General features: G+C 57.7%; 22 protein-coding genes. 12 read left to right on the top strand and 10 right to left on the bottom strand.

The features are described 5' to 3' along the window. The first annotated feature begins 20 nt into the window (after positions 1 to 20). From plsC to V7Q49_RS17925, 3 genes are all read left to right on the top strand, one after another. A complete protein-coding gene (plsC, locus tag V7Q49_RS17935) occupies positions 21 to 758 on the top strand; it encodes a 1-acylglycerol-3-phosphate O-acyltransferase (protein WP_333854057.1) in 738 nt (245 codons plus the stop codon). Between the two features lie 59 nt (positions 759 to 817). Beyond that, complete coding sequence (ftsP, locus tag V7Q49_RS17930; protein WP_333854054.1) at positions 818 to 2,230, top strand: cell division protein FtsP; 1,413 nt, start codon at positions 818 to 820, stop codon at positions 2,228 to 2,230. 163 nt (positions 2,231 to 2,393) lie between these two features. After that, entirely contained in the window at positions 2,394 to 4,568 is a 2,175-nt protein-coding gene (locus V7Q49_RS17925; RefSeq protein WP_333854052.1) for a YgiQ family radical SAM protein, read from the top strand. An 89-nt stretch (positions 4,569 to 4,657) separates the two neighbouring features. On the opposite strand, the gene dkgA is transcribed toward V7Q49_RS17925, so the two are convergent. Both dkgA and yqhD read right to left on the bottom strand, forming a co-directional pair. Beyond that, positions 4,658 to 5,485 carry a 2,5-didehydrogluconate reductase DkgA gene (dkgA, locus tag V7Q49_RS17920; protein WP_333854050.1) on the bottom strand — a complete coding sequence of 276 codons (828 nt, stop codon included), beginning with the start codon at positions 5,483 to 5,485 and terminating at the stop codon, positions 4,658 to 4,660. Positions 5,486 to 5,590: 105 nt separating this feature from the next. Next, positions 5,591 to 6,754, bottom strand: a complete 1,164-nt coding sequence (gene yqhD, locus V7Q49_RS17915; protein WP_333854048.1) for an alcohol dehydrogenase — start codon at positions 6,752 to 6,754, stop codon at positions 5,591 to 5,593. 183 nt (positions 6,755 to 6,937) lie between these two features. Here yqhD and V7Q49_RS17910 point away from each other — a divergent pair, with 183 nt between their 5' ends. Further along, positions 6,938 to 7,837, top strand: coding sequence for an AraC family transcriptional regulator (locus V7Q49_RS17910; RefSeq protein WP_333854046.1), 900 nt, complete (start codon positions 6,938 to 6,940; stop codon positions 7,835 to 7,837). A gap of 101 nt (positions 7,838 to 7,938) precedes the next feature. On the opposite strand, the gene yghB is transcribed toward V7Q49_RS17910, so the two are convergent. Together yghB and metC are read right to left on the bottom strand one after the other, a co-directional pair. After that, positions 7,939 to 8,598 carry a DedA family general envelope maintenance protein YghB gene (gene yghB / locus V7Q49_RS17905; RefSeq protein ID WP_333854045.1) on the bottom strand — a complete coding sequence of 220 codons (660 nt, stop codon included), beginning with the start codon at positions 8,596 to 8,598 and terminating at the stop codon, positions 7,939 to 7,941. A gap of 141 nt (positions 8,599 to 8,739) precedes the next feature. Continuing rightward, a complete protein-coding gene (gene metC / locus V7Q49_RS17900; RefSeq protein ID WP_333854044.1) occupies positions 8,740 to 9,927 on the bottom strand; it encodes a cystathionine beta-lyase in 1,188 nt (395 codons plus the stop codon). Positions 9,928 to 10,178: 251 nt separating this feature from the next. On the opposite strand from metC, the gene exbB reads away from it, so the two are divergent. Both exbB and exbD read left to right on the top strand, forming a co-directional pair. After that, complete coding sequence (exbB, locus tag V7Q49_RS17895) at positions 10,179 to 10,910, top strand: tol-pal system-associated acyl-CoA thioesterase (RefSeq protein ID WP_333854043.1); 732 nt, start codon at positions 10,179 to 10,181, stop codon at positions 10,908 to 10,910. 6 nt (positions 10,911 to 10,916) lie between these two features. Then, entirely contained in the window at positions 10,917 to 11,342 is a 426-nt protein-coding gene (gene exbD / locus V7Q49_RS17890; RefSeq protein ID WP_333854040.1) for a TonB system transport protein ExbD, read from the top strand. 136 nt (positions 11,343 to 11,478) lie between these two features. Here the strand turns inward: exbD and V7Q49_RS17885 are convergent, their stop codons facing one another. The 3 genes from V7Q49_RS17885 to V7Q49_RS17875 form a co-directional block, all read right to left on the bottom strand. Beyond that, entirely contained in the window at positions 11,479 to 12,375 is an 897-nt protein-coding gene (locus tag V7Q49_RS17885) for an SDR family oxidoreductase (protein WP_333854038.1), read from the bottom strand. 122 nt (positions 12,376 to 12,497) lie between these two features. Next, positions 12,498 to 12,950, bottom strand: a complete 453-nt coding sequence (locus V7Q49_RS17880; RefSeq protein ID WP_333854037.1) for a cytoplasmic protein — start codon at positions 12,948 to 12,950, stop codon at positions 12,498 to 12,500. Further along, on the bottom strand, positions 12,943 to 13,347 hold the full coding sequence (locus V7Q49_RS17875) for a hypothetical protein (RefSeq protein WP_333854035.1): 405 nt from the start codon (positions 13,345 to 13,347) through the stop codon (positions 12,943 to 12,945). Before V7Q49_RS17875 ends, V7Q49_RS17880 begins: the two co-directional genes overlap by 8 nt. 105 nt (positions 13,348 to 13,452) lie before the next feature. Between V7Q49_RS17875 and V7Q49_RS17870 the strand changes: the two genes are divergently transcribed. Both V7Q49_RS17870 and V7Q49_RS17865 read left to right on the top strand, forming a co-directional pair. After that, entirely contained in the window at positions 13,453 to 13,956 is a 504-nt protein-coding gene (locus V7Q49_RS17870) for an ESA_00282 family adhesion-associated protein (RefSeq protein ID WP_333854034.1), read from the top strand. Positions 13,957 to 14,037: 81 nt separating this feature from the next. Next, positions 14,038 to 14,526, top strand: a complete 489-nt coding sequence (locus V7Q49_RS17865; protein ID WP_333854031.1) for a TIGR00645 family protein — start codon at positions 14,038 to 14,040, stop codon at positions 14,524 to 14,526. 47 nt (positions 14,527 to 14,573) lie between these two features. Here V7Q49_RS17865 and V7Q49_RS17860 read toward each other — a convergent pair whose 3' ends face one another. Further along, positions 14,574 to 15,614: an aldo/keto reductase gene (locus V7Q49_RS17860; protein WP_333854029.1), complete on the bottom strand. Its 1,041-nt coding sequence runs from the start codon at positions 15,612 to 15,614 to the stop codon at positions 14,574 to 14,576. Between the two features lie 83 nt (positions 15,615 to 15,697). Between V7Q49_RS17860 and yghX the strand changes: the two genes are divergently transcribed. Together yghX and V7Q49_RS17850 are read left to right on the top strand one after the other, a co-directional pair. Further along, positions 15,698 to 16,585, top strand: coding sequence for a YghX family hydrolase (gene yghX, locus V7Q49_RS17855; RefSeq protein WP_333854027.1), 888 nt, complete (start codon positions 15,698 to 15,700; stop codon positions 16,583 to 16,585). 280 nt (positions 16,586 to 16,865) lie between these two features. Further along, complete coding sequence (locus V7Q49_RS17850; protein WP_333854025.1) at positions 16,866 to 18,413, top strand: methyl-accepting chemotaxis protein; 1,548 nt, start codon at positions 16,866 to 16,868, stop codon at positions 18,411 to 18,413. On the opposite strand, the gene fucR is transcribed toward V7Q49_RS17850, so the two are convergent. Together fucR and V7Q49_RS17840 are read right to left on the bottom strand one after the other, a co-directional pair. Next, positions 18,410 to 19,126: an L-fucose operon activator gene (fucR, locus tag V7Q49_RS17845; protein WP_333854023.1), complete on the bottom strand. Its 717-nt coding sequence runs from the start codon at positions 19,124 to 19,126 to the stop codon at positions 18,410 to 18,412. The two genes, V7Q49_RS17850 and fucR, sit on opposite strands and share 4 nt — an antisense overlap. Further along, positions 19,123 to 20,106, bottom strand: coding sequence for a sensor domain-containing diguanylate cyclase (locus tag V7Q49_RS17840; RefSeq protein WP_333854021.1), 984 nt, complete (start codon positions 20,104 to 20,106; stop codon positions 19,123 to 19,125). Before V7Q49_RS17840 ends, fucR begins: the two co-directional genes overlap by 4 nt. 167 nt (positions 20,107 to 20,273) lie before the next feature. Between V7Q49_RS17840 and V7Q49_RS17835 the strand changes: the two genes are divergently transcribed. Both V7Q49_RS17835 and V7Q49_RS17830 read left to right on the top strand, forming a co-directional pair. After that, the gene (locus V7Q49_RS17835) at positions 20,274 to 21,326 is read left to right on the top strand and encodes an ABC transporter substrate-binding protein (RefSeq protein WP_333854019.1); all 1,053 of its coding nucleotides are present in this window, start codon (positions 20,274 to 20,276) and stop codon (positions 21,324 to 21,326) included. Next, complete coding sequence (locus V7Q49_RS17830; RefSeq protein ID WP_333854018.1) at positions 21,326 to 22,048, top strand: molybdate ABC transporter substrate-binding protein; 723 nt, start codon at positions 21,326 to 21,328, stop codon at positions 22,046 to 22,048. The genes V7Q49_RS17835 and V7Q49_RS17830 overlap by 1 nt, the downstream gene beginning before the upstream one ends. Position 22,049 lies beyond the last annotated feature (1 nt).

Below are 22,049 nucleotides of genomic sequence, written 5' to 3'. Positions count from 1 at the left end.
CAGGGGTTTTTGAGGTCGCTATGCTATTAATTGTTCGAACCATTCTTGCCGTTATTTACTGCATTCTGGTCTGTGTTTTCGGCTGTATTTACTGCCTGTTCAGCCCGCGTAATCCAAAGCACGTTGCCACTTTTGGCCACATGTTCGCCCGTCTGGGGCCGCTGTTTGGCCTGAAGGTCGAAACGCGCCTGCCGGAAGGGGCAGAGAAACATGGCAACGCTATCTATATCGGTAACCATCAGAACAACTACGATATGGTCACCGCGGCCAAAATCGTCCAGCCGCCTACCGTCACCGTGGGTAAAAAAAGCCTGCTGTGGGTGCCGTTCTTCGGCCTGCTCTACTGGTTGACCGGCAACCTGCTGATCGACCGTAACAACCGCGCTAAAGCGCACGGCACTATCGCCGAGGTGGTGAACCACTTCAAAAAGCGCAAAATCTCCATCTGGATGTTCCCGGAAGGGACCCGCAGCCGGGGTCGTGGCCTGCTGCCGTTTAAAACTGGCGCGTTTCACGCCGCAATTGCGGCAGGTGTACCGATTATTCCGGTGTGTGTTTCCAACACATCGAATAAGATTAACCTCAACCGCCTGCGTAACGGTCTGGTTATCGTCGAGATGCTGCCGCCGGTCGATGTCAGTAAATATGGCAAAGATCAGGTGCGCGAGCTGGCGGCCCACTGCCGCGAATTAATGCTGAATAAAATCGCTGAGCTCGATAAAGAAGTCGCAGAGCGCGAAGCCGCTGGCAGGGTTTAAGCCGGCTTGAAGGGAAAACGAGTTCCCGCGTTGTTAGTACGTTTATACATGGAGCTAATATGTCACTCAGTCGCCGTCAGTTTATTCAGGCATCGGGTATCGCACTTTGTGCTGGTGCGGTTCCGCTGAGGGCAAACGCCGCCGGGCAGCAGCAGCCGCTGCCCATCCCGCCGTTACTTGAATCCCGTCGCGGTCAGCCGCTGTTCCTGACGCTACAGCGCACCCACTGGTCGTTCACCCAGGGCACGCGGGCGAACGTCTGGGGCATTAACGGGCGCTACCTCGGCCCGACGGTGCGCGTCTGGAGCGGCGATGACGTCAAACTGATCTACAGCAACCGCCTGGCGGAGAACGTCGCCATGACCATCAGCGGTTTGCAGGTGCCGGGCCCGCTGCTGGGCGGCGCGCCGCGCATGATGTCCCCGAGCGCCGACTGGGCACCGGTGCTGCCCGTTCGCCAGAACGCCGCCACCCTCTGGTATCACGCCAACACGCCAAACCGCACCGCGCAGCAGGTCTATACCGGTCTGGCGGGGATGTGGCTGATAGAAGATGAGATCAGCAAATCCCTGCCGATCCCCAATCACTACGGGGTCGATGACTTTCCGATCATCATTCAGGATAAGCGGCTGGATAACTTCGGTACGCCGGAGTATAGCGAGCCGGGCAGCGGCGGCTTTGTCGGTGACACGCTGCTGGTCAACGGCGCGCAGAGCCCCTATGTCGAGGTGTCGCGCGGCTGGGTGCGCCTGCGTCTGCTGAATGCTTCCAACTCGCGCCGCTACCAGCTGCAGATGAGCGATGGCCGTGCGCTGCACGTGATTGCCGGGGATCAGGGCTTCCTCCCGGCTCCGGTGCCGGTTAAGCAGCTGGCGCTGGCCCCGGGCGAGCGACGCGAAATTCTGGTGGATATGACCAACGGCGATGAAGTGTCGATCACCTGCGGCGAGGCGGCGGGTATCGTGGATCGCCTGCGCGGCTTCTTTGAGCCGTCGAGTATTCTGGTCTCGACCCTGGTGCTGACCCTGCGTCCAACCGGCCTGTTGCCGCTGGTCACCGATACCCTGCCGATGCGCCTGCTGCCGGAAGAGATCCTGAGCGGGACGCCGGTGCGTACCCGGGATATCAGCCTTGGTGACGATCCGGGCATTAACGGCCAGCTGTGGGATGTGAACCGCATTGATATCACCGCCCAGCAGGGCTCCTGGGAGCGCTGGACGGTGCGCGCCGACATGCCGCAGGCGTTCCATATCGAAGGGGTACGGTTCCTGGTGCGTAACGTCAACGGGGCCATGCCGTTCCCGGAAGACAGAGGCTGGAAAGATACCGTCTGGGTCGACGGGCAGGTGGAGCTGCTGGTTTATTACGGTCAGCCTTCCTGGCCACACTTCCCGTTCCTGTTCCACAGCCAGACGCTGGAGATGATGGACAGGGGTTCAGTGGGACAAATGTTAATTAATCCGGCACCGTAATCGTGCCGGGTGGCGGCTTCGCCTTACCCGGCCTACATGCCCCGTAGGCCCGGTAAGCGCAGCGCCACCGGGCAATAATATCTGCGCACAATACTCCTTCATTTCCCACATTGATCCAGCGTATAATCCCGCTCCTTTTGTCTATTTTTTCTTCGGAAGCATTATGAGCGCAATTTCCCTGATCCAGCCGGATCGTGACCTCTTCTCCTGGCCCCAGTACTGGGCGGCCTGCTTTGGACCGGCGCCGTTCCTGCCGATGTCTCGTGAAGAGATGGACCAACTTGGCTGGGACAGCTGCGACATTATTCTGGTGACCGGCGATGCCTACGTCGATCACCCGAGCTTTGGCATGGCGATCTGTGGTCGCATGCTTGAAGCCCAGGGCTTCCGCGTCGGGATCATTGCCCAGCCGGACTGGAACAGCAAAGAGGACTTTATGCGCCTCGGTAAACCAAACCTGTTCTTCGGCGTCACCGCGGGCAACATGGACTCGATGATCAACCGTTACACCGCCGACCGCAAACTGCGTCACGACGATGCCTATACCGCGGATAACGTGGCGGGCAAGCGTCCGGATCGCGCGACTCTCGTCTACACCCAACGATGCAAAGAAGCATGGAAAGACGTGCCGGTCATCCTGGGGGGGATCGAGGCGAGCCTGCGCCGTACCGCGCATTATGATTACTGGTCTGATACCGTGCGCCGTTCGGTGCTGGTGGACTCCAAAGCCGATATGCTGATCTTCGGCAACGGTGAGCGTCCGCTGGTGGAAGTGGCGCACCGTCTGTCTCAGGGCGAGCCGGTAGGCAATATCCGCGACGTGCGCAACACCGCGATCATGGTGAAAGAGGCACTGCCGGGCTGGAGCGGAGTCGATTCCCGTATCATCGATATGCCGGGCAAAATCGACCCTATCCCGCACCCGTACGGCGAAGATCTGCCGTGTGCGGACAACAAGCCTGTCGAGCCGAAGAAAGCCGAAGCCAAAGCCATCACCGTTCAGCCGCCGCGTCCAAAGCCGTGGGAAAAGACCTACGTGCTGCTGCCGTCCTTTGAGAAAGTCAAAGCGGACAAAGTGCTGTACGCTCATGCCTCGCGTATTCTGCACCACGAAACCAACCCGGGCTGTGCCCGTGCATTAATGCAAAAGCACGGCGAGCGTTATATCTGGGTCAACCCGCCGGCCATCCCGCTCTCCACTGAAGAGATGGACAGCGTCTTTGCGCTGCCGTACAAGCGCGTGCCGCATCCGGCATACGGTAACAGCCGCATTCCGGCGTACGAGATGATCCGCTTCTCGATCAACATTATGCGCGGCTGCTTCGGCGGGTGCTCTTTCTGCTCCATTACCGAGCATGAAGGGCGCATTATTCAGAGCCGCTCCGAAGAGTCGATTGTTAACGAGATCGAAGCCATTCGCGACACGGTGCCGGGCTTTACCGGCGTGATCTCCGATCTGGGTGGCCCGACCGCCAACATGTACATGCTGCGCTGTAAGTCGCCGCGTGCGGAGCAAACCTGCCGTCGTCTCTCCTGTGTCTATCCGAGCATTTGCGAGCACATGGACACCAACCACGAGCCGACGATCAACCTGTATCGTCGCGCCCGCGACCTGAAGGGCATCAAGAAAATCCTGATCGCCTCCGGCGTGCGTTACGACATCGCGGTGGAAGATCCGCGCTACATCAAAGAGCTGGCGACCCACCACGTGGGCGGCTACCTGAAGATTGCCCCTGAGCATACCGAAGAAGGCCCGCTGTCGAAGATGATGAAGCCGGGAATGGGCAGCTACGACCGCTTCAAAGAGCTGTTCGATACCTACTCCAAACAGGCAGGGAAAGAGCAGTATCTGATCCCGTACTTCATCTCCGCGCACCCGGGTACGCGTGATGAGGACATGGTGAATCTGGCCCTGTGGCTGAAGCAGCGCCGCTTCCGTCTGGATCAGGTGCAGAACTTCTACCCGTCACCGCTGGCGAACTCGACCACCATGTATTACACCGGCAAGAACCCGCTGAGTAAGATTGGTTATAAGAGTGAAGATGTGGTGGTGCCGAAAGGGGACAAGCAGCGTCGCCTGCATAAAGCCCTGCTGCGTTACCACGATCCGGCTAACTGGCCGCTAATCCGCCAGGCGCTGGAAGAGATGGGTAAAAAGCACCTGATCGGCTCCCGTCGCGACTGCCTGGTGCCTGCACCGACGCTGGATGAGATGCGCGAAGCGCGTCGCCAGAATCGCAATACGCGCCCGGCGCTGACCAAGCACACGCCGATTGTGCATCAGCGTTCGAACGCGGGGGCGACGGCGAAGAAGGGTGTAAAACGTAAGATCGGTTAACGATGATGCCCTCACCCCGGCCCTCTCCCTGTGGGAGAGGGTGGAAAGTATTCCCTCTCCCACAGGGAGAGGGTTAGGGTGAGGGGAAGTTACCCGCCAAACTGATCCGGATCCGGCCCTAAACGCTTGCCTTTATCCAGCTTCGCAATTTCACCCAGCTCGTCTTTATCGAGACGGAAATCCCACACCTTGAAGTTCTCCGCGATGCGCGCCGGAGTAACGGATTTCGGGATCACCACCAGGCCGCAGTCCAGATGCCAGCGAATGACAATCTGTGCCGGGGTTTTGCCGTACTTATCGGCCAGGTCACGAATAATTTTCTGATCGAACACGCCTTCGCCGCCCTGAGCCAGCGGGCTCCAGGATTCGGTCTGGATCTTGTGGGTGGCATTCCAGGAATGGAGCTGACGCTGCTGCATCAGCGGGTGCAGTTCGATCTGGTTGATCACCGGGGCTACGCCCGTCTCATCAATCAGGCGCTGCAGGTGGTGGACCTGGAAGTTACAGACCCCGATGCTTTTCACCAGCCCGGCTTTTTGCAGGTCTATCATCCCTTTCCAGGCGTCGACATAGTGGTCGATGGCCGGAACCGGCCAGTGCATCAGGTAGAGATCGACAAAATCGAGTTGCAGCTTGTCCAGGCTCTCCTGCAGCGCTTGTGCCGGACGTTTCTGGTCGTCGTTCCACAGCTTAGTGGTGATGAATAACTCATCGCGTGGCACACCGGCGCTGGCCAGCGCTTTGCCCACGCCGTCCTCATTTTTGTAGGCGGCTGCGGTATCAATAGAGCGATAGCCGACTTCCAGTGCTTTATGAATGGCGGACACGACCTCGTCGTTACCGGCTTTCCATACGCCGAGCCCCAACTGGGGCATTACGTTGCCGTCCTGAAGCTTGATTACGGTTTGGTTTGCCATTTTTCCTCCTTCATTGGACATCCACCAGAGGTAGTCCTCTGGTGGTGTATGTGCATTAAGCCTGGCCTAAATGCCGAAAAACGAAAGGTAAGCGTGCAAAATCGCTTAGCGAGCGGCCTCGTAAATACGACGGCTCACGTCGAGGGTAATGTCGTGATGCTCACCGATCTGGGTCATGCCGTGCTCTTCGAGTTTCGCCAGCAGGGCAGGGATGGAGCTTCCGTCCAGGCCGTAGCCGGAGAGACGTGTCGGCACGCCCAGCTGCTCGAAGAAGTTGCGGGTGGCGGCGATAGCGGCATCGATACGCTCGTCGTCAGACCCGTCGGTGATACCCCAGACGCGCTCAGCGTACTGCAGCAGTTTGCCGCGCTTGGTGTCGCGTTTTTCATTCCACAGCGCCGGCAGTACGACCGCCAGAGTCTGGGCGTGATCGAGGCCATGCATCGCCGTCAGCTCGTGGCCCAACATGTGGGTGGCCCAGTCCTGCGGCACGCCAGCACCGATCAGGCCGTTCAGCGCCTGAGTCGCAGCCCACATCACGTTGGCACGCACGTCGTAGTTTTCGGGCTCTTTCAGCGCCAGCGGGCCGTCTTCGATCAGGGTCAGCAGAATGCCCTCAGCGAAACGATCCTGGATTTTGGCGTTCACCGGGTAAGTGACGTACTGCTCCACGGTGTGGACAAAGGCATCGACTACGCCGTTCGCCACCTGACGCGGCGGCAGGGTGTAGGTGTAAACCGGATCCAGCACCGCAAACACCGGCTGCACGTGCTCGTTCATAAAGGCCTGCTTGTCGCCGGTGGTTTTACGGGAAATCACCGCGCCTTTGTTGGATTCGGAGCCGGTCGCGGGCAGGGTCAGCACGGAGCCCATCGGGATGGCGCTTTTGATGTCGCTGCCGCCGGTCTGCAGGATGTGCCACGGGTCGATGCCGTCAGCATAGTGGGCTGCCGCAGCGATAAACTTGGTGCCGTCCAGCACGGAACCGCCGCCGACTGCCAGCAGGAAGGTGATCTTCTCATCGCGGGCGATTTTCACGGCGTTCATCAGGGTTTCGTAAGACGGGTTCGGCTCGATGCCGCCAAACTCACGCACGTCCAGCCCTTCCAGCGCGCTGTAGACCTGATCCAGCACGCCGTTTTTCTTCACGCTGCCGCCGCCGTAGGTGATCAGCACGCGGGCGTCGGTCGGGATCTGCTCGCGCAGGTCGGCGATAGCATCTTTACCAAACAGAATGCGGGTCGGGGTATGCAGATTAAAATTGTTCATTGTTCGTTCCCTTTGGTGGGTGAAAATACCGGGCTAACTGATGGTGCCCATTGTGGCGAGCACAGGCTCTACTCTCAATGCACATTCCTGCCGTTGTCTTGCCCATTTCTACAGGGCGCTGGAGAAACTGCGAAAAACCGCGCACACTGCAAGCGTCGGAAACCCTCCCCGGAATGAGCAAAGATGAACCGTGATGAGACCTGCCTGCAGCTGACGGCGAAAATTAACAGACTGAAAGATAATGAAAATACTCTCGGCACGCTGTTGCCGGACGTGCGTCTGCTGTACGGCACCCAGCCCGGCACTCGCACGCCGGTGATGTATCAGCCAGGTATCATTTTTCTCTTTTCCGGGCATAAAATTGGCTATATCAACGAGCGGGTGTTCCGCTACGACCCGCGTGAATATCTGCTCCTGACAGTACCTTTACCCTTCGAATGTGAAACCTTCGCGACAGAAGCCGTGCCGCTGGCTGGTATTCGTTTGAATGTCGATATCCTGCAGCTGCAGGAGCTGTTGATGGACATTGGCGAGGACGAGCTGTTTTGCCCATCGATGGCGGCAAGCGGGATCAACTCCGCCACGCTGACGGATGAGATCCTCTGCGCCATTGAGCGTCTGCTGGATGTGATGGAGCGCCCGCTGGATGCGCGCATCCTCGGGAAGCAAATAGTGCGCGAGATCCTCTATCATGTCCTGCTGGGGCCGGGCGGCGGGGCGCTGCTGGCTCTGGTCAGCCGTCAGACCCACTTCAGTCTGATCAGCCGGGTGCTGAAGCGCATTGAGAGCCAGTACACCGAAAACCTGAGCGTCGATCAGCTGGCAGCAGAGGCCAATATGAGCGTCTCGGCGTTTCACCATAACTTCAAATCGGTGACCAGCACCTCGCCGCTGCAATATCTCAAGAGCTATCGCCTGCACAAGGCGCGGATGATGATGATCCACGACGGCATGAAAGCCAGCGCGGCCGCGCTGCGGGTAGGGTATGAAAGCGCGTCGCAGTTCAGTCGGGAGTTCAAACGTTACTTCGGGGTCACGCCAGGGGAAGATGCGGCGCGTATCCGGATGATGCAGGGGATGTGATGGTGCGGGCTGTTGCCCTCACCCTAACCCTCTCCCACAGGGAGAGGGAACCGTTTCTCCCTCTCCCCTTGGGAGAGGGCAGGGGTGAGGGAGAGTAACAATCAGGCGCTACAGTATTTCTTACGGATCACCACCACGATAGTGCCCACCAGCCCGGCTACCAGCAGGAACAGCGGCAGGATCATCAGGAAGGTCATGACCTGATCTTCGTGGCGTTTCACGAACGGGATCATGCTCAGGGCATAGCCGAAGGTGGTCACCACGCCGACCCACAGCAGCGCGCTCAGCCAGTTAAAGAACTGGAAGCGGCGGTTAGAGAGCCCGGAGATGCCCGCCATGGTTGGCAGCAGGGTGCGCACAAAGGCCAAAAAACGCCCGGCGAGCAGCGCCAGCAGGCCGTGGCGATCGAACATGCAGGTCGCCCGCTGATGGTATTTATGCGGCAACTGCGCCAGCCAGCTTTTCACCAGTCGCGTATTGCCCAGCCAGCGGCCCTGCAAATAGCTGAGCCAGCAGCCCAGGCTGGCGGCGGAGGTCAGGATCACCATCGTGGGGGCAAAGTCCATCACCCCTTTACCGATTAACGCTCCTGCGAGCAGCAGCAGGCTGTCGCCTGGTAAAAATGAGGCAGGCAGTAACCCATTTTCCAGAAACAGCGTGGCAAACATCACCAGATAAACAATCCCCACCACGTGCGGATCCGCCAGCGCTGCAAAATCGTGTTGCCAGAGTGCAGCGATAATATCTTGAATAACAGCCATGGGCTTTCCTGTGGAACAGCATATATAGGGCTATTGTACTCCCTATTTCGCCGGCGGGCTTTGATCGCAGGCGCAACAAATCAGACTTTTCTGCCCGTAATGTGGAGAAAAGTGTCCGCAGAGTGTTTTTATGACCCTGCGCTATTCGATACGGGCAAAACCGGCCTCTAGATCGGCAATCAAATCCTCGACGTTTTCCAGGCCGATATGCAGACGGATCAGGGTGCCGGTAAAGTCCACTTCTCCGCCCGGACGCAGGGCAGCAATCTGCTCTGGCTGGTTCGGCAGGATCAGCGACTCGAAGCCGCCCCATGAGTAGGCCATGCTGAACAGCGAGAAGTTATCGAGGTAGTTTGCCAGCTCGTCATTGCTCAGACGCTTGTTCAGAATAAACGAGAACAAGCCGCTGCTGCCCGTAAAGTCACGTTGCCAGAACTCATGCCCGACGCTGCCCGGCAGCGCCGGATGGTTCACGCGCGCCACCTGCGGGTGCTGCGCCAGCCACCGGGCGACCTGCAGGCTGCTTTCATGATGCTGGCGCAGGCGAACGCTCAGGGTACGCAGGCCGCGGCTGGTCATGTAGGCAGTATCTGCATCCACCATCTGCCCCATCAGATAGGCATTTTCACACAGCTGCTCCCAGCAGCGGGCGTTGGAGACCGCCGTGCCGATCATGCCGTCCGAGTGGCCAATCAGGTATTTGGTGGCCGCCTGGATAGAAATATCGATACCAAAATCGAGCGCCTTAAACAGCACGCCTGCCGCCCAGGTGTTGTCGATCATAATGATGGCGTCCGGCGCTTTGCTGCGTACCGCCTGCACAATGGCCGGTACATCATGGACTTCCATGGTGATCGAACCCGGCGATTCGAGGAACACTATCCGGGTATTGGGCTGGATCAGATCGGCAATCTTCGCGCCGATCTGTGGATCGAACCAGCCGGTGGTCACGCCCAGCTTGCTGAGAATTTTGGTGCAGAAGTCCTGGCTCGGTTCGTAGGCGGTGTTGGTCATCAGGATATGATCCCCTTGCTCGACAAACGCCAGGATGGTGTTCGCCACCGCCGCCGCGCCGCATGGGAACAGCGCACAGCCCGCGCCGCCCTCCAGCTCGCACATTGCTTCCTGCAAAGAGAAGTGGGTCAGCGTGCCGCGCCGCCCGTAGAACAGCTCGCCCTTGGCCCGGTTACGGGTGGCGTGCTTTTTCGCCTCGACGGTATCGAATACCAGGGACGAGGCGCGCTGAATCACGCTGTTGACCGAACCGAGGGTATATTTCTTGCTGCGTCCTGCCTGGACAAGAGTGGTATCAAGATGTTTTTCTTTCATGTCTGCACGACCTGTTTTTATACGTCTGGACGTCCAGACTACCATGAAAGTAAAAAGGGTCACGAGAAGGGGGGCGCATTAAGTCGAAAATTTTTTAAAATTTGTTTCCGGGAAATTTTTCCTGCGTAAGCGCAAGGAAAATGAAACGAATTTACGGCACTATGTAAATACTAATGAGAACTACTATCAATTCGACGCTGTTTTGATATTATTATGCTCAGATTTTGTGATTTGCGTCCTGGAGATACCGAGTGGGTAATAATTTGATGCAGACGGATCTCTCCGTCTGGGGTATGTATCATCATGCCGACATCGTGGTGAAGATTGTGATGATCGGCCTGATTCTGGCGTCCGTCGTCACCTGGGCTATTTTCTTTAGCAAGAGCGTGGAGCTCATCTCGCACAAGCGTCGTCTTAAGCGTGAACAGCAGCAACTGGCCGAGGCCCGCACCCTGAATCAGGCGAGCGACATGACCTCTTCCTTCCAGGCCAAAAGCCTGACCACCCAGTTAATCAACGAAGCCCAGAACGAGCTTGAACTCTCTGCCGGCAGCGAAGACAACGAAGGGATTAAAGAGCGTACCGGCTTCCGCCTCGAGCGGCGTGTGGCGGCCATCGGTCGTCATATGGGTCGTGGTAACGGCTATCTGGCGACTATCGGTGCGATCTCCCCGTTCGTCGGTCTTTTCGGTACGGTCTGGGGCATCATGAACAGCTTTATCGGCATCGCCCAGACGCAAACCACCAACCTCGCGGTTGTAGCCCCTGGCATCGCAGAAGCCCTGCTGGCGACGGCGATTGGTCTGGTTGCCGCTATTCCGGCTGTGGTTATCTATAACATCTTCGCCCGTATGATTGGCAGCTACAAAGCCACCCTCGGTGACGTTGCCGCTCAGGTTCTGCTGCTGCAAAGCCGCGATCTGGACCTCAGCGCCAGCTCGGTTAAGCCGGTCCGTTCTGCTCAGAAATTACACTTAGGTTGATTCGCCATGGCAATGCGTCTTAATGAAAATCTGGACGATAACGGCGAAATGCACGAAATCAACGTGACGCCGTTTATCGACGTCATGCTGGTTCTGCTGATTATCTTCATGGTTGCTGCGCCGCTGGCGACGGTGGACGTGAAGGTCAATCTGCCTGCGTCATCCAGCCAGCCGCAGCCGCGCCCGGAAAAACCGATTTATCTGTCCGTGAAGGCGGATAAATCCATGTTCCTGGGTAACGATCCGGTGACGGACGAGTCGGTGATCCCGGCGCTGAATACGCTCACCGACGGCAAGAAAGACACTACCGTCTTCTTCCGTGCCGACAAGACCGTCGACTACGAAACCATGATGAAGGTAATGGACACGCTGCATCAGGCGGGTTACCTGAAGATTGGCCTGGTCGGCGAAGAGAAAGCGGCAGCGAAATAAAACGCAAAAAGGCAACGTAAGTTGCCTTTTTTAATGGTTATTCCCTCTCCCCGTGGGAGAGGGCCAGGGTGAGGGCATCAGCCCGCAAAGAATCGGTAAGCCCGGTAAGCGTCGCGCCACCGGGCAATGCTCTACACTACCCCAGATGCTCCCCGCCGCACACCCCGTGCACTTCCGCGGTCACATAGCTTGATTCCTGGCTCGCCAGATAGACATACACCGGTGCCAGCTCCGCAGGCTGCCCTGCACGCTTCATCGGCGTCTGCTGACCAAACTGCGGGATTTTCTCCTGGGTCTGACCGCCGGAGATTTGCAGCGCTGTCCAGATAGGCCCTGGGGCCACCACGTTGACGCGCACGCCGCTCTCGGCCACCTGTTTCGCCAGCCCGCGGCTGTAGTTGAGGATAGCCGCTTTCGTGGAGGCATAGTCCAGCAGGTGCGGGCTCGGCTGATAGGCCTGAATCGACGAGGTGGTAATGATGCTCGCCCCGGCCGGCAGCAGCGGCAGTGCCTCCTGGGTTATCCAGAACAGCGCCAGCACGTTCACGGTATAGGTCTGCTTAAACTGCTCGGTCGTCAGGTCGGCAATCTTCTCTACCGCAACCTGCTTACCGGCCACCAGCGCCAGCACGTCCAGTCCACCCAGCTCCTGATGGGCTTTATGTACCAGTGAACGGGCAAACTTTTCATCGCTCAGGTCGCCGGGGATCAGCACCGCTTTGCGTCCTGCTTCCTCTATCAGCTGCTTAACCTGCTGCGCATCCTCTTCTTCGGCGGGCAGGTAGTTAATGGCGACGTCTGCTCCTTCACGCGCGTAAGCGATGGCGGCAGCGCGTCCAATACCTGAGTCGCCCCCTGTCACCAGTGCCTTACGATCCTGTAGTCTGCCGCTGCCTTTATAGCTCTTCTCGCCGCAGTCCGGCACCGGATCCATCTTGCTCTGCACGCCGGGGGCAGGCTGCTTCTGCTGTGGGTATTCGCCAGTGTGGTACTGGGTTTTAGGGTTCTGAATTTTGCTCTGGGAATGTGCCATTGAGGTTCTCCTTGAGGGGTTAATCAGGCTTTAAGCTTAGGAGAATCAACCGGGAAGTGAGGATCATTCAGGATAATCCTTAAATCAACAGCAACAGGCGGAGCGGTACCTGCTGACGGGGATTACGGTTTTTGCGGCGGGATGTCGGCTTTCGCGGCCAGCACGTCTTCATTCAGCGCGACGGTGGTCACGCTGGTTGTACGATAGCCTTCATCGGCCAGTTTACGGGTGACGCGCAGGGTGGCGGTTTCACGCGCCCGCAGATACTGATAATTGGTTTCCAGGCGGGCCAGTATTTTCTCTTTCAGGTCGGGCCGCTGCGCCATAATGGCGTTTATTGTCGCACCGTAGATCTCTTCTTTAACCTGTAACGGGTAAATTTCCCGGCGGTTCTGCCATTTCAAACGCACCAGGCCTGCCGGAATGGAGAGCAGTTCTTTTGCAATGCGTTGTATTTCGGCATTTTTGATTTCTTTTAGCGCCGCCAGATTTTGCTCTAAGATAAATTCATCGCTCTTTTTGTCATCTAAAGCTAAATAAACGTTGTTGTTATCAACATCCTTCACGTTATTCATCCTCTAGCTTATAGAAAATAGGCGTGTTTTTTTCGCAAGTAATTAGATTCAGCCAAATGTCATTCCCGGCTTCGTTAATCTCGTCGGTTTTTTCCGCCAATATTTGACTTAGTGCCTGCGCGTCTATTTCTCCCTCTGCCTGCAGGTCATTGAGCAGGCGGGCAAACACCTCGATTTTAACCACCCGGAATAACCGGTCCTTTATATGGCGGTCGTGCTCTTCGAGCAACATATTGCGGGAGTTACCGGTGCGGGTAACACCAATTAATATATCAGGCGCGTAATCCGCGAGTGTTCTTTTCCCCTTAGTGAAATTTGCATTGCTTTCTGCTTCTGGCGGTTTCGGTTCCACGGAAGAAATGTGAAACTTAGCCGGGACCAGATTGTCGGGCAACATTTTATATTTCCTTTAATTTCAACGGGGTAGGGTTGTCTGGAGTGTGAGATTCGTTGACAATAACATGAGGCAAATTTAAAATCAAAAAAAATGGAGCCTGCCTATATGAACAGCATTTTTTATACTGTCATTACTTTGTTATTGCTTACCGCCGTGGTTCTTTTATTGATGAAAGAGTTCAATAAAAGCAGCGAAGCGGAGAACGCGCACAACCCTGCCCTGCCAGAACGGATGTCAAAAGAAGAGGGCGAAGACCATTTTTCAGTGTTAATGAATGCGATTACGCCGGTTTGGTACTGGCGTGTTAATCATGAATATATTGATTTCCTCCATGCCACAATTAAACGAATGAATATGGTGGAAATAAATAGCATTCCTGACCTGTTTGAGGCGCAGCGCCGTTGCAGCGATCTTAACTCGGCGGTGTACAAATATTACGACAATATCAAGAAGCGCTGCCTTAATGGTGAGAAAGTGTCGCATTCCGATCTGGAGGTTATGAACCTGAGCCAGTGTTTTCGCGAGTTCAGCCTTGAGGCTTATCCGTCGCTGGTGGTGCTGGTTTGGCCGGAATATCAACGACCTGTGGTTAATCCTGAGCAGGTGTAGGGTCTTTGTTGTTTAGTTGTTGCAAACACTTTGCCGCGTTGCGATATACTGCGCACTGGTTTCGTTTGCAGACAGGACTCTATGGAACGCTTTTTTGAAAACGCAATGTATGCCTCCCGCTGGCTATTAGCGCCGGTCTATTTTGGCCTTTCGCTGGCGCTGGTGGCGCTCTGTATTAAATTCTTTCAGGAAATTTATCACGTCCTGCCGCATATTTTCAGCGTCGCGGAATCCGACCTGATTCTGCTGCTGCTGTCGCTGGTGGATATGACCCTGGTGGGCGGCCTGCTGGTGATGGTGATGTTCTCGGGCTACGAAAACTTCGTCTCGCAGCTGGATATCTCTTCTGATAAAGAGAAGCTGAGCTGGCTGGGCAAGATGGATGCCTCGTCGCTGAAAAACAAAGTGGCCGCCTCGATCGTTGCCATCTCGTCGATTCACCTGCTGCGGGTGTTTATGGATGCCAAAAACATCCCGGATAACAAGCTGATGTGGTATGTGATCATCCACCTGACGTTTGTGCTGTCGGCGTTTGTGATGGGGTATCTGGATAAGCTGAGCCGCAAGTAAACAGTATGGTGTAGGCCGGGTAAGCGCAGCGCCACCCGGCTTTTTATTTACTTATCTGACGACGCCTGCCACAGATTCAGCTGCCCGTCGGCTACGTGCTGGTCAATCTGCTGCAACTCCTCATCGCTAAAGTGCAGATTATTCAGCGCCTGCACGTTCTCCTCCAGCTGCTCCGTCCGGCTGGCGCCAATCAATACCGACGTCACCCGCTCATCCTTCAGCAGCCAGCTCAGGGCCATCTGCGCCATCGTCTGACCGCGCGCCTGGGCCATTCCGTTCAGTAAACGCAGACTGTTCAGGTTGGCCTCGGTGAGCATATTCTCGGTCAGGCCGCGCACCTTTTTGCCTTCGCGCTGCATGCGTGAGCCGTCAGGAATGCCGTTCAGGTACTTCCCGGTCAGCAGCCCCTGCGCCAGCGGGGTAAAGGCGATACAGCCGGTTCCGTTGGCTTCCAGGGTATCCAGCAGGCCGCTCTTGTCCACCCAGCGGTTGAGCAGGTTGTAAGAAGGCTGATGGATAAGCAGCGGGATCTTCCACTCGCGCAGCAGCTCCGCCATCTTCTGGGTCCGCTCCGGCGAATAGGACGAGATGCCGACGTACAACGCCTTCCCGCTCTGCACCGCCTGCGCCAGCGCCGAGGCGGTCTCTTCCATCGGCGTGTTTTCATCTACGCGGTGGGAATAGAAGATATCCACGTACTCCAGCCCCATCCGCTTCAGGCTCTGATCGAGACTGGCGAGCAGATACTTGCGCGAGCCGCCCGCCCCGTAAGGACCTGGCCACATGTCATAGCCCGCTTTGGTGGAGATAATCAGTTCATCGCGATACGCTGCAAAATCATCCCGCAGCAGGCGGCCAAAATTTTCCTCCGCGCTGCCCGGCGGTGGGCCATAGTTATTGGCGAGATCAAAATGGGTGATGCCGCAGTCAAAGGCTTTGCGCAGCAGGGCGCGCTGGGAATCGAGGGCTTGAACATGGCCAAAGCTGTGCCACAAACCCAGTGACAGGGCGGGTAAGCGCAGGCCGCTTTTTCCGCAATAGCGGTACTGCATATTCTCGTAGCGTTCAGGGGAGGCGTTCCAGGGCATGATGTCTCCTTTCTTAGTGATTGATTTTCGAAACAGCGTTTCTATTCTATCCTTAGTTCGTTCACAATTCATGGAGATATGCGATGACGCGTATGACCGCCAAAGACTTTCCTCAGGAATTGCTCGACTACTACGACTATTACGCTCACGGCAATATCAACAAACGTGAGTTCCTCAATCTGGCTGCCCGCTACGCCGTCGGCGGCGTCACGGCGCTGGCGCTGTTCAATATGCTCAAGCCCAATTACGCTCTCGCCGAGCAGGTGAAGTTTACCGATCCCGATATTCTGCCCGAGTACATCACCTATCCCTCTCCGGACGGTCATGGCCAGGTGCGCGGCTATCTGGTGAAACCGACCAAAGCCACGGGCAAAGTCCCGGCGGTGGTGGTGGTGCACGAAAACCGCGGCCTTAACCCCTACATTGAGGACGTGGCGCGTCGGGTGGCAAAAGCGGGCTACATCGCCCTGGCGCCGGATGGCTTAAGTTCCGTAGGCGGTTATCCCGGCAACGATGAGGAGGGGAAGGTCCTGCAGCAGAAGGTCGATCCCACGAAGCTGATGAACGACTTCTTTGCCGCTGTTGGGTTTATGGAAAAACATCCGGATGCCACGGGCAAGGTGGGGATCACCGGCTTCTGTTACGGCGGGGGCGTTTCTAACGCCGCGGCGGTCGCCTGGCCGGAGCTGGCCTGCGCGGTGCCCTTCTATGGCCGCCAGCCGCCAGCCGCGGACGTCGCTAAAATTAAGGCCCCCTTGCTGCTGCATTATGCCGAACTCGACAAGAATGTTAACGAGGGCTGGCCAGCGTATGAAGCCGCGCTTAAATCCAACGGCAAAGTGTACGAAGCCTGGATCTATCCTGGCGTAAACCACGGATTCCACAACGATTCTACCCCGCGTTACGATCAACCCGCCGCGGAATTAGCCTGGAAACGCACCCTGGGATGGTTTGAGAAATATTTAAGTTAACCCGCCTGAAAATACCCGGCAGGGATCCTGGTGCCGGGTTCAGGTTATTTATTATAACAATGAAGATCTATGCTCTCTATTTGCATCGTTATGAAATATAAAGACGGATTATTTTAAGGGGTAATGCCCTGGGTGCTCTGTTTTAATTTCCACACTTATTAAACAGAAATGAAAAGTTTATAAAATTAACCAATAAAAGGTACCGCTTCGCATTTTATTGCCGATAACGAGGATAGTACTCGCCTCCGGGCGAGATCTCCCTCATGGCAAGGAAATAACTATGCACGTGTTTCGTAATTTCACGATCCGGTTCGTCATGCTGACGATCCTGGGGATTTTCTGCTTAATGTGGGCGGGCGTCGGGCTGTATAGCTCCTGGGCGCTGTCGCGCGTTACCGATGGCAATGACGTCGATCGGCAGCTGGTCAAACAGATGACGGTGCTCAGTCAGGGTAACGATCAGTATTTCCGCTTTGTCACCCGTCTGAGCCGGGCGATGGATGTTCAGGCCGCAGGCGGTACGGCGGATCTTACCTCCGTACAGCAGGCGCTGGACACCATGAGCAAAAAGTTCGAGGAGATGAAAGCCATGTCACCGGGGCCGATGGATGCGCAGATCTCATCCCAGACGATCGCCAGCTGGCAGGCGCTGCTGGAAAACGGCGTAAAGCCTCAGATGCAGTTCGCGCAGCAGGGTAACCTCGATGCCTATCGCCAGCAGGCGAATAACGTCACTCCGCCGCTGAGTCGCGCCTTTGGTGAAAGTGCCGGGCAATTCAATAAAGCCGCCGACACCGTTCTCGACCGTACCCGCGTGACGGTGGACGGCCTCACAAGCTTAACCCGCACGGTGATCATTACCGCGACCCTTATCGGGCTGCTGATCCTGCTGTTCGCCGATCGCTACCTGGTCGCGATGCTGGTGAAACCGCTGGATCAGCTCCGCCACCACTTTCGTCAGATTGCCCAGGGCGATCTCAGCCAGCCGATTGCTCCGTTTGGCCGTAACTGCGTGGGCCAGCTGGTGCCGCTGCTGACGGCGATGCAGGACAGCCTGCGCGAAGCGGTCAGCACCATCCGCGCCGGTAGCGAAAACATCTGGCGCGGCGCCACGGAGATCTCCTCCGGTAATAACGATCTCTCGTCGCGTACCGAAGAGCAGGCGGCGGCGCTGGAAGAGACGGCGGCCAGCATGGAGCAGCTCACCGCCACGGTGAAGCTGAATGCCGATAACGCCCGTCAGGCCAGCGAACTGGCGGATGTGGCCTCTACCACCGCCAGCCGCGGCGGGGCGCTGGTGGAAAACGTGGTCCACACCATGACCGGGATCTCCGTCAGCTCGAAGAAAATCGCGGAGATCACCAGCGTCATCAACAGCATTGCCTTCCAGACCAATATTCTCGCCCTCAACGCGGCGGTGGAAGCGGCGCGTGCGGGCGAGCAGGGGCGTGGTTTTGCGGTGGTGGCGGGCGAGGTGCGTAATCTTGCCAGCCGCAGCGCCAATGCGGCAAAAGAGATCGAAGGGCTGATTGCCGACTCCGTCTCCCGCGTGGAGGAGGGGGCCCGGCTGGTGAACGATACCGGCACCACCATGGAGGCGGTGCTGCGCGATATCACCGGCGTGACCACCATCATGAAGCAGATTGCCGCCGCCTCGGAAGAGCAGAGCAAAGGCATTTCGCAGGTGGGGGTGGCGATCACCCAGATGGACGGCGTGACCCAGCAGAACGCCTCGCTGGTAGAGCAGGTCTCGGCCGCGGCTTCCGCGCTGGAGCGTCAGACCGAGGAACTGCAACGCTCGGTGCAGAAGTTCCGCCTGGCGAGCTAACGGCGGGCCAGCTGCACGTCGCTGATCAATTGGGTCACCTGTGAGAGGTGGCCTATTTTCACTTCGCTGGAGCGCTGGAACTTGCTCTTGTCGATCAGCAGCAGCGACTGGCTGGCGCGGCTTAGCAGCTGCGACTTAAAACCCGCGCTGTGCGGGGTGGGATCCCACATCACACCCTGCTCATCCACTCCTTCGCACGAAAAAATAAACAGGTCGATCTCCAGCCCTTTCAGCTGGGTTACCAGAGCCGGGTTCACATAGCAGCGGTACTTGCGCTCCAGCGTCCCGCCCGAGCAGATCAGGGTGATGCGTTCGCGCTTCGCCATCTCATGGCAGATCGGCAGGCTGTTGGTGAACACCGTCAGGGCAATATCCGGCAGCTGCCGTGCCAGGTGAAAGCAGGTTGAACTGGCATCAAGGGCGAGGGTCATCCCCTCGCTGACCCAGTCGAGGGCGTGGCGGGCAATGTCGGCTTTATCGGCGTAATGGCTTTTCAGCCGCGCGCCAAAAGGTTCGCCGCCGTCGCGATGGTCCGGGTGGATGGCCCGCGCCCGCCCGTGATGGCGCACAATTTTGCCCTGCTGTTGCAGCTGCTTCAGATCGCGGCGAATCGTCTCTTTGCTGACGTTAAGATCCGCGGCAAGCGCGTCGGTGGTCAGCCAGTCGGACGCCGCCAGCAGACGGAGAAGATCCTGATGACGGGTGCTTTTCATGGATGCGTTCCGCTGCGGGAGAGGGAGATCAGCGTCTGGCCAATCGCCACGCCATTCTTGCCGGTGTGTTTAATCTGGTACATCGACCGATCGGCGCGGCGCAGGGCGTTGACGAAATCATCCTGCTCCTGCACCTCATCGATCCCCACCGAGGCTCCCACCTGCGCCTGGCCGTTATCCAGTTCGAACGGCGTCAGGGCTGCATTCAGGCAGTGGTGCGCGGTGCTGTGCACCAGCAGGCTGGTGAGGGGGAAGGGCAGCAGCAGGACAAACTCGTCTCCGCCCAGACGCCCGACCACGGCGCCCGGCGGACAGGTGTCGCGCAGACGCTGGCTGAGCTGGATCAGCAGCTCATCGCCGCTACGGTGACCGAAGGTATCGTTCACCGTTTTAAAGTCATCCAGATCGATAAAGGCAATGCACAGCGGGCCCTGGGCTTTAAGCTGTGCGAAGTGCGTGAGCAGCGCATGGCGGTTGGCGAGGCCGGTGAGCGGATCGTGATTCGCCAGCTGGGCCAGCTGCTCCTCGTACTGCTTCTCTTTGGTCATGTCGATGTGGGTGCCGGTCACCTTCAGGGCGTTGCCTTGCTCGTCCCACTCCGTGACGCGGCCACGATCCAGCACCCAGGTGACGGTGCCGTTTTTGTGCTGCATCCGGTGCAGCGCTTCGTAGAAGGGGGTTTTGCCGTGCAGATGATCGTAGAAGGCATCCAGCACGTTCTGCCTGTCATCGGGGTGCAGATGTTCGCGCCAGATCTCAAACTGCGCGCTCAGCTCCTTGGGCTGATAGCCCAGCATCGAGCCCCAGCGGCGGTTATAAATAATCAGCTTCCCGGTCGGGACGTCGAGCTGCCATAAACAGAGACCCGTTCCGTCGAGCGCGGCGCTGAGCTTGCTGCGGGCGTCACGCGCCAGCCTGGCAAGCCGGGCATTGTGCTTTTTGAGAATCTGAATCTGGTGTTCCAGCGCCTTTTCTGACATGCGAATAGTCTGAAGAAAGAAATTATTGATGCCAGTTTACCGGATGGTTGTAAATACGCTGTTGAAAAAAGAGGGGGATTTGCGTTAAAGCCTTTTACCCCTAAAGGAGGCACGACGTCATAACCGCTTCGCTGTATAATTAAATATATAACGAATGCGAGGACATGATGAAACAGCAATTTTGGCAAGCTTTTACCCTGAGTTTAATGGCTTTACTGCCCCTCTCTTCCCAGGCATCCCGCCTGATCACCGACCAGATTGGCCGTCAGGTAACGATCCCCGATGAGGTCGACCGCGTGGTGGTACTTCAACACCAGACCCTGAACCTGCTGGTGCAAATGAACGCCACCGACAAAATCGTCGGGGTGATGGCGAACTGGAAACAGCAGCTGGGCGACGGCTACGCGCGTCTGGCTCCTGAGCTGAACCAGAAAGCGGCGCTGGGCGATCTGACCCACGTCGACCCGGAAAAGCTGGTGGACCTGAAGCCGGATGTGGTGTTTGTCACCAACTACGCGCCGCAGGAGATGATCGACAAGATCGCTGGCCTCGGTATTCCGGTGGTCGCCATCTCCCTGCGCCACGATGCCGCGGGCGAAAAAGCAAAAATGAACCCGACGATGGCCGATGAAGAGCAGGCGTACGATCTCGGGCTGCGCGAAGGGATCACGCTGATCGGCGAGATCGTCAACAAGCAGCCGGAAGCGAAGGCGCTGATCGAAGCGACCGACAAAGGCCGCAGGATGGTCAGCGATCGCCTGAAAGATATTCCGGCGGAAAAACGCGTTCGCGCCTATATGGCTAACCCGGAACTGACCACCTACGGCTCCGGGAAATACACCGGGCTGATGATGGCGCATGCGGGGGCGGTTAACGTGGCGGCGGCAACCATTCAGGGTTTCAAAACCGTGGCGATGGAGCAGGTGATTGCCTGGAACCCGCAGGTGATTTTCGTTCAGGACCGATACCCTTCCGTGGTCAACGAGATCAAAACCGGCGCGCAGTGGCAGACCATTGACGCGGTGAAAAATCAGCGCGTCTACCTGATGCCGGACTACGCCAAAGCCTGGGGCTACCCGATGCCGGAGGCGATGGGCATCGGCGAGCTGTGGATGGCGAAAAAACTCTACCCGGAGAAATTCAAGGACGTGGATATGCGCCAGGTGGCTAACGACTGGTATCAGCGCTTCTATCGCACCACGTATCAGGGGATCGACTGATGCGCGTGCTGGCCGCTGGCAGCCTGCGCAGGGTATGGCCGCAGTTAATGGCCCACTTCCCGGAACCGGTTGAGACGCAGTTCGGCCCGGCAGGGCTGTTACGTGAGCGTATTGAATCGGGCGAGGCCTGCGATCTCTTTGCCTCGGCCAATCTTGCCCATCCGCAGTCGCTGCTGGCTGCCGGGCGGGCGCAATCCGTGGCGCTGTTCGCCAGCAATAGACTCTGTCTGACCGTGCGCAGCGAGGTGCTGCGCGATGGCGATGACTGGCGCTCTGTGCTGACCCGGGCCGATTTACGCATTGCCACCTCGACGGCGGGAGCCGATCCGTCCGGGGATTACACGCAGACGCTGTTTACCCGGATGGGTGAGGCTGGCGAGGCGGTGAGAAAACGGGCGCTGCCGCTGGTGGGGGGACGAGGATCCGTCCCCGTTCCGGCAGGCAGGCTGGCGGCGGAGTGGATTATCCTGAGCGGGCAGGCGGAGGTCTTTATCGGTTACGCCAGCTACGCGGCACCTTTGCGCGAGATAGCCGGGCTGACGGTCATCGACATCCCGGCACCCTTTAATCCGCGCGCGGAGTATGGCTGCGCGGTGATGACGCCGCAGGGGCAAACGCTGGCGGATTTTTTACAGTCAGAAAAGGCAAAAACGATCCTGCAAGATGAGGGTTTTTTGCCGGGTGGCGCTGAGCTTACCCGGCCTACAAAACCCAACCCGTAGG

Source organism: Leclercia sp. (assembly GCF_036780805.1).
Taxonomy (GTDB): Bacteria; Pseudomonadota; Gammaproteobacteria; order Enterobacterales; family Enterobacteriaceae; genus Enterobacter.
The sequence above is the reverse complement of the archived record's forward strand: the minus strand, read 5'-3'. Positions and strand labels throughout refer to the sequence as shown.

Coding starts and splice junctions, on each gene's coding strand:
- plsC (WP_333854057.1), top strand. CDS start 21: ATGCTATTAATTGTTCGAACCATTCTTGCCGTTATTTACTGCATTCTG.
- ftsP (WP_333854054.1), top strand. CDS start 818: ATGTCACTCAGTCGCCGTCAGTTTATTCAGGCATCGGGTATCGCACTT.
- V7Q49_RS17925 (WP_333854052.1), top strand. CDS start 2,394: ATGAGCGCAATTTCCCTGATCCAGCCGGATCGTGACCTCTTCTCCTGG.
- dkgA (WP_333854050.1), bottom strand. CDS start 5,485: ATGGCAAACCAAACCGTAATCAAGCTTCAGGACGGCAACGTAATGCCC.
- yqhD (WP_333854048.1), bottom strand. CDS start 6,754: ATGAACAATTTTAATCTGCATACCCCGACCCGCATTCTGTTTGGTAAA.
- V7Q49_RS17910 (WP_333854046.1), top strand. CDS start 6,938: ATGAACCGTGATGAGACCTGCCTGCAGCTGACGGCGAAAATTAACAGA.
- yghB (WP_333854045.1), bottom strand. CDS start 8,598: ATGGCTGTTATTCAAGATATTATCGCTGCACTCTGGCAACACGATTTT.
- metC (WP_333854044.1), bottom strand. CDS start 9,927: ATGAAAGAAAAACATCTTGATACCACTCTTGTCCAGGCAGGACGCAGC.
- exbD (WP_333854040.1), top strand. CDS start 10,917: ATGGCAATGCGTCTTAATGAAAATCTGGACGATAACGGCGAAATGCAC.
- V7Q49_RS17885 (WP_333854038.1), bottom strand. CDS start 12,375: ATGGCACATTCCCAGAGCAAAATTCAGAACCCTAAAACCCAGTACCAC.
- V7Q49_RS17880 (WP_333854037.1), bottom strand. CDS start 12,950: ATGAATAACGTGAAGGATGTTGATAACAACAACGTTTATTTAGCTTTA.
- V7Q49_RS17875 (WP_333854035.1), bottom strand. CDS start 13,347: ATGTTGCCCGACAATCTGGTCCCGGCTAAGTTTCACATTTCTTCCGTG.
- V7Q49_RS17870 (WP_333854034.1), top strand. CDS start 13,453: ATGAACAGCATTTTTTATACTGTCATTACTTTGTTATTGCTTACCGCC.
- V7Q49_RS17865 (WP_333854031.1), top strand. CDS start 14,038: ATGGAACGCTTTTTTGAAAACGCAATGTATGCCTCCCGCTGGCTATTA.
- V7Q49_RS17860 (WP_333854029.1), bottom strand. CDS start 15,614: ATGCCCTGGAACGCCTCCCCTGAACGCTACGAGAATATGCAGTACCGC.
- yghX (WP_333854027.1), top strand. CDS start 15,698: ATGACGCGTATGACCGCCAAAGACTTTCCTCAGGAATTGCTCGACTAC.
- V7Q49_RS17850 (WP_333854025.1), top strand. CDS start 16,866: ATGCACGTGTTTCGTAATTTCACGATCCGGTTCGTCATGCTGACGATC.
- fucR (WP_333854023.1), bottom strand. CDS start 19,126: ATGAAAAGCACCCGTCATCAGGATCTTCTCCGTCTGCTGGCGGCGTCC.
- V7Q49_RS17840 (WP_333854021.1), bottom strand. CDS start 20,106: ATGTCAGAAAAGGCGCTGGAACACCAGATTCAGATTCTCAAAAAGCAC.
- V7Q49_RS17835 (WP_333854019.1), top strand. CDS start 20,274: ATGAAACAGCAATTTTGGCAAGCTTTTACCCTGAGTTTAATGGCTTTA.
- V7Q49_RS17830 (WP_333854018.1), top strand. CDS start 21,326: ATGCGCGTGCTGGCCGCTGGCAGCCTGCGCAGGGTATGGCCGCAGTTA.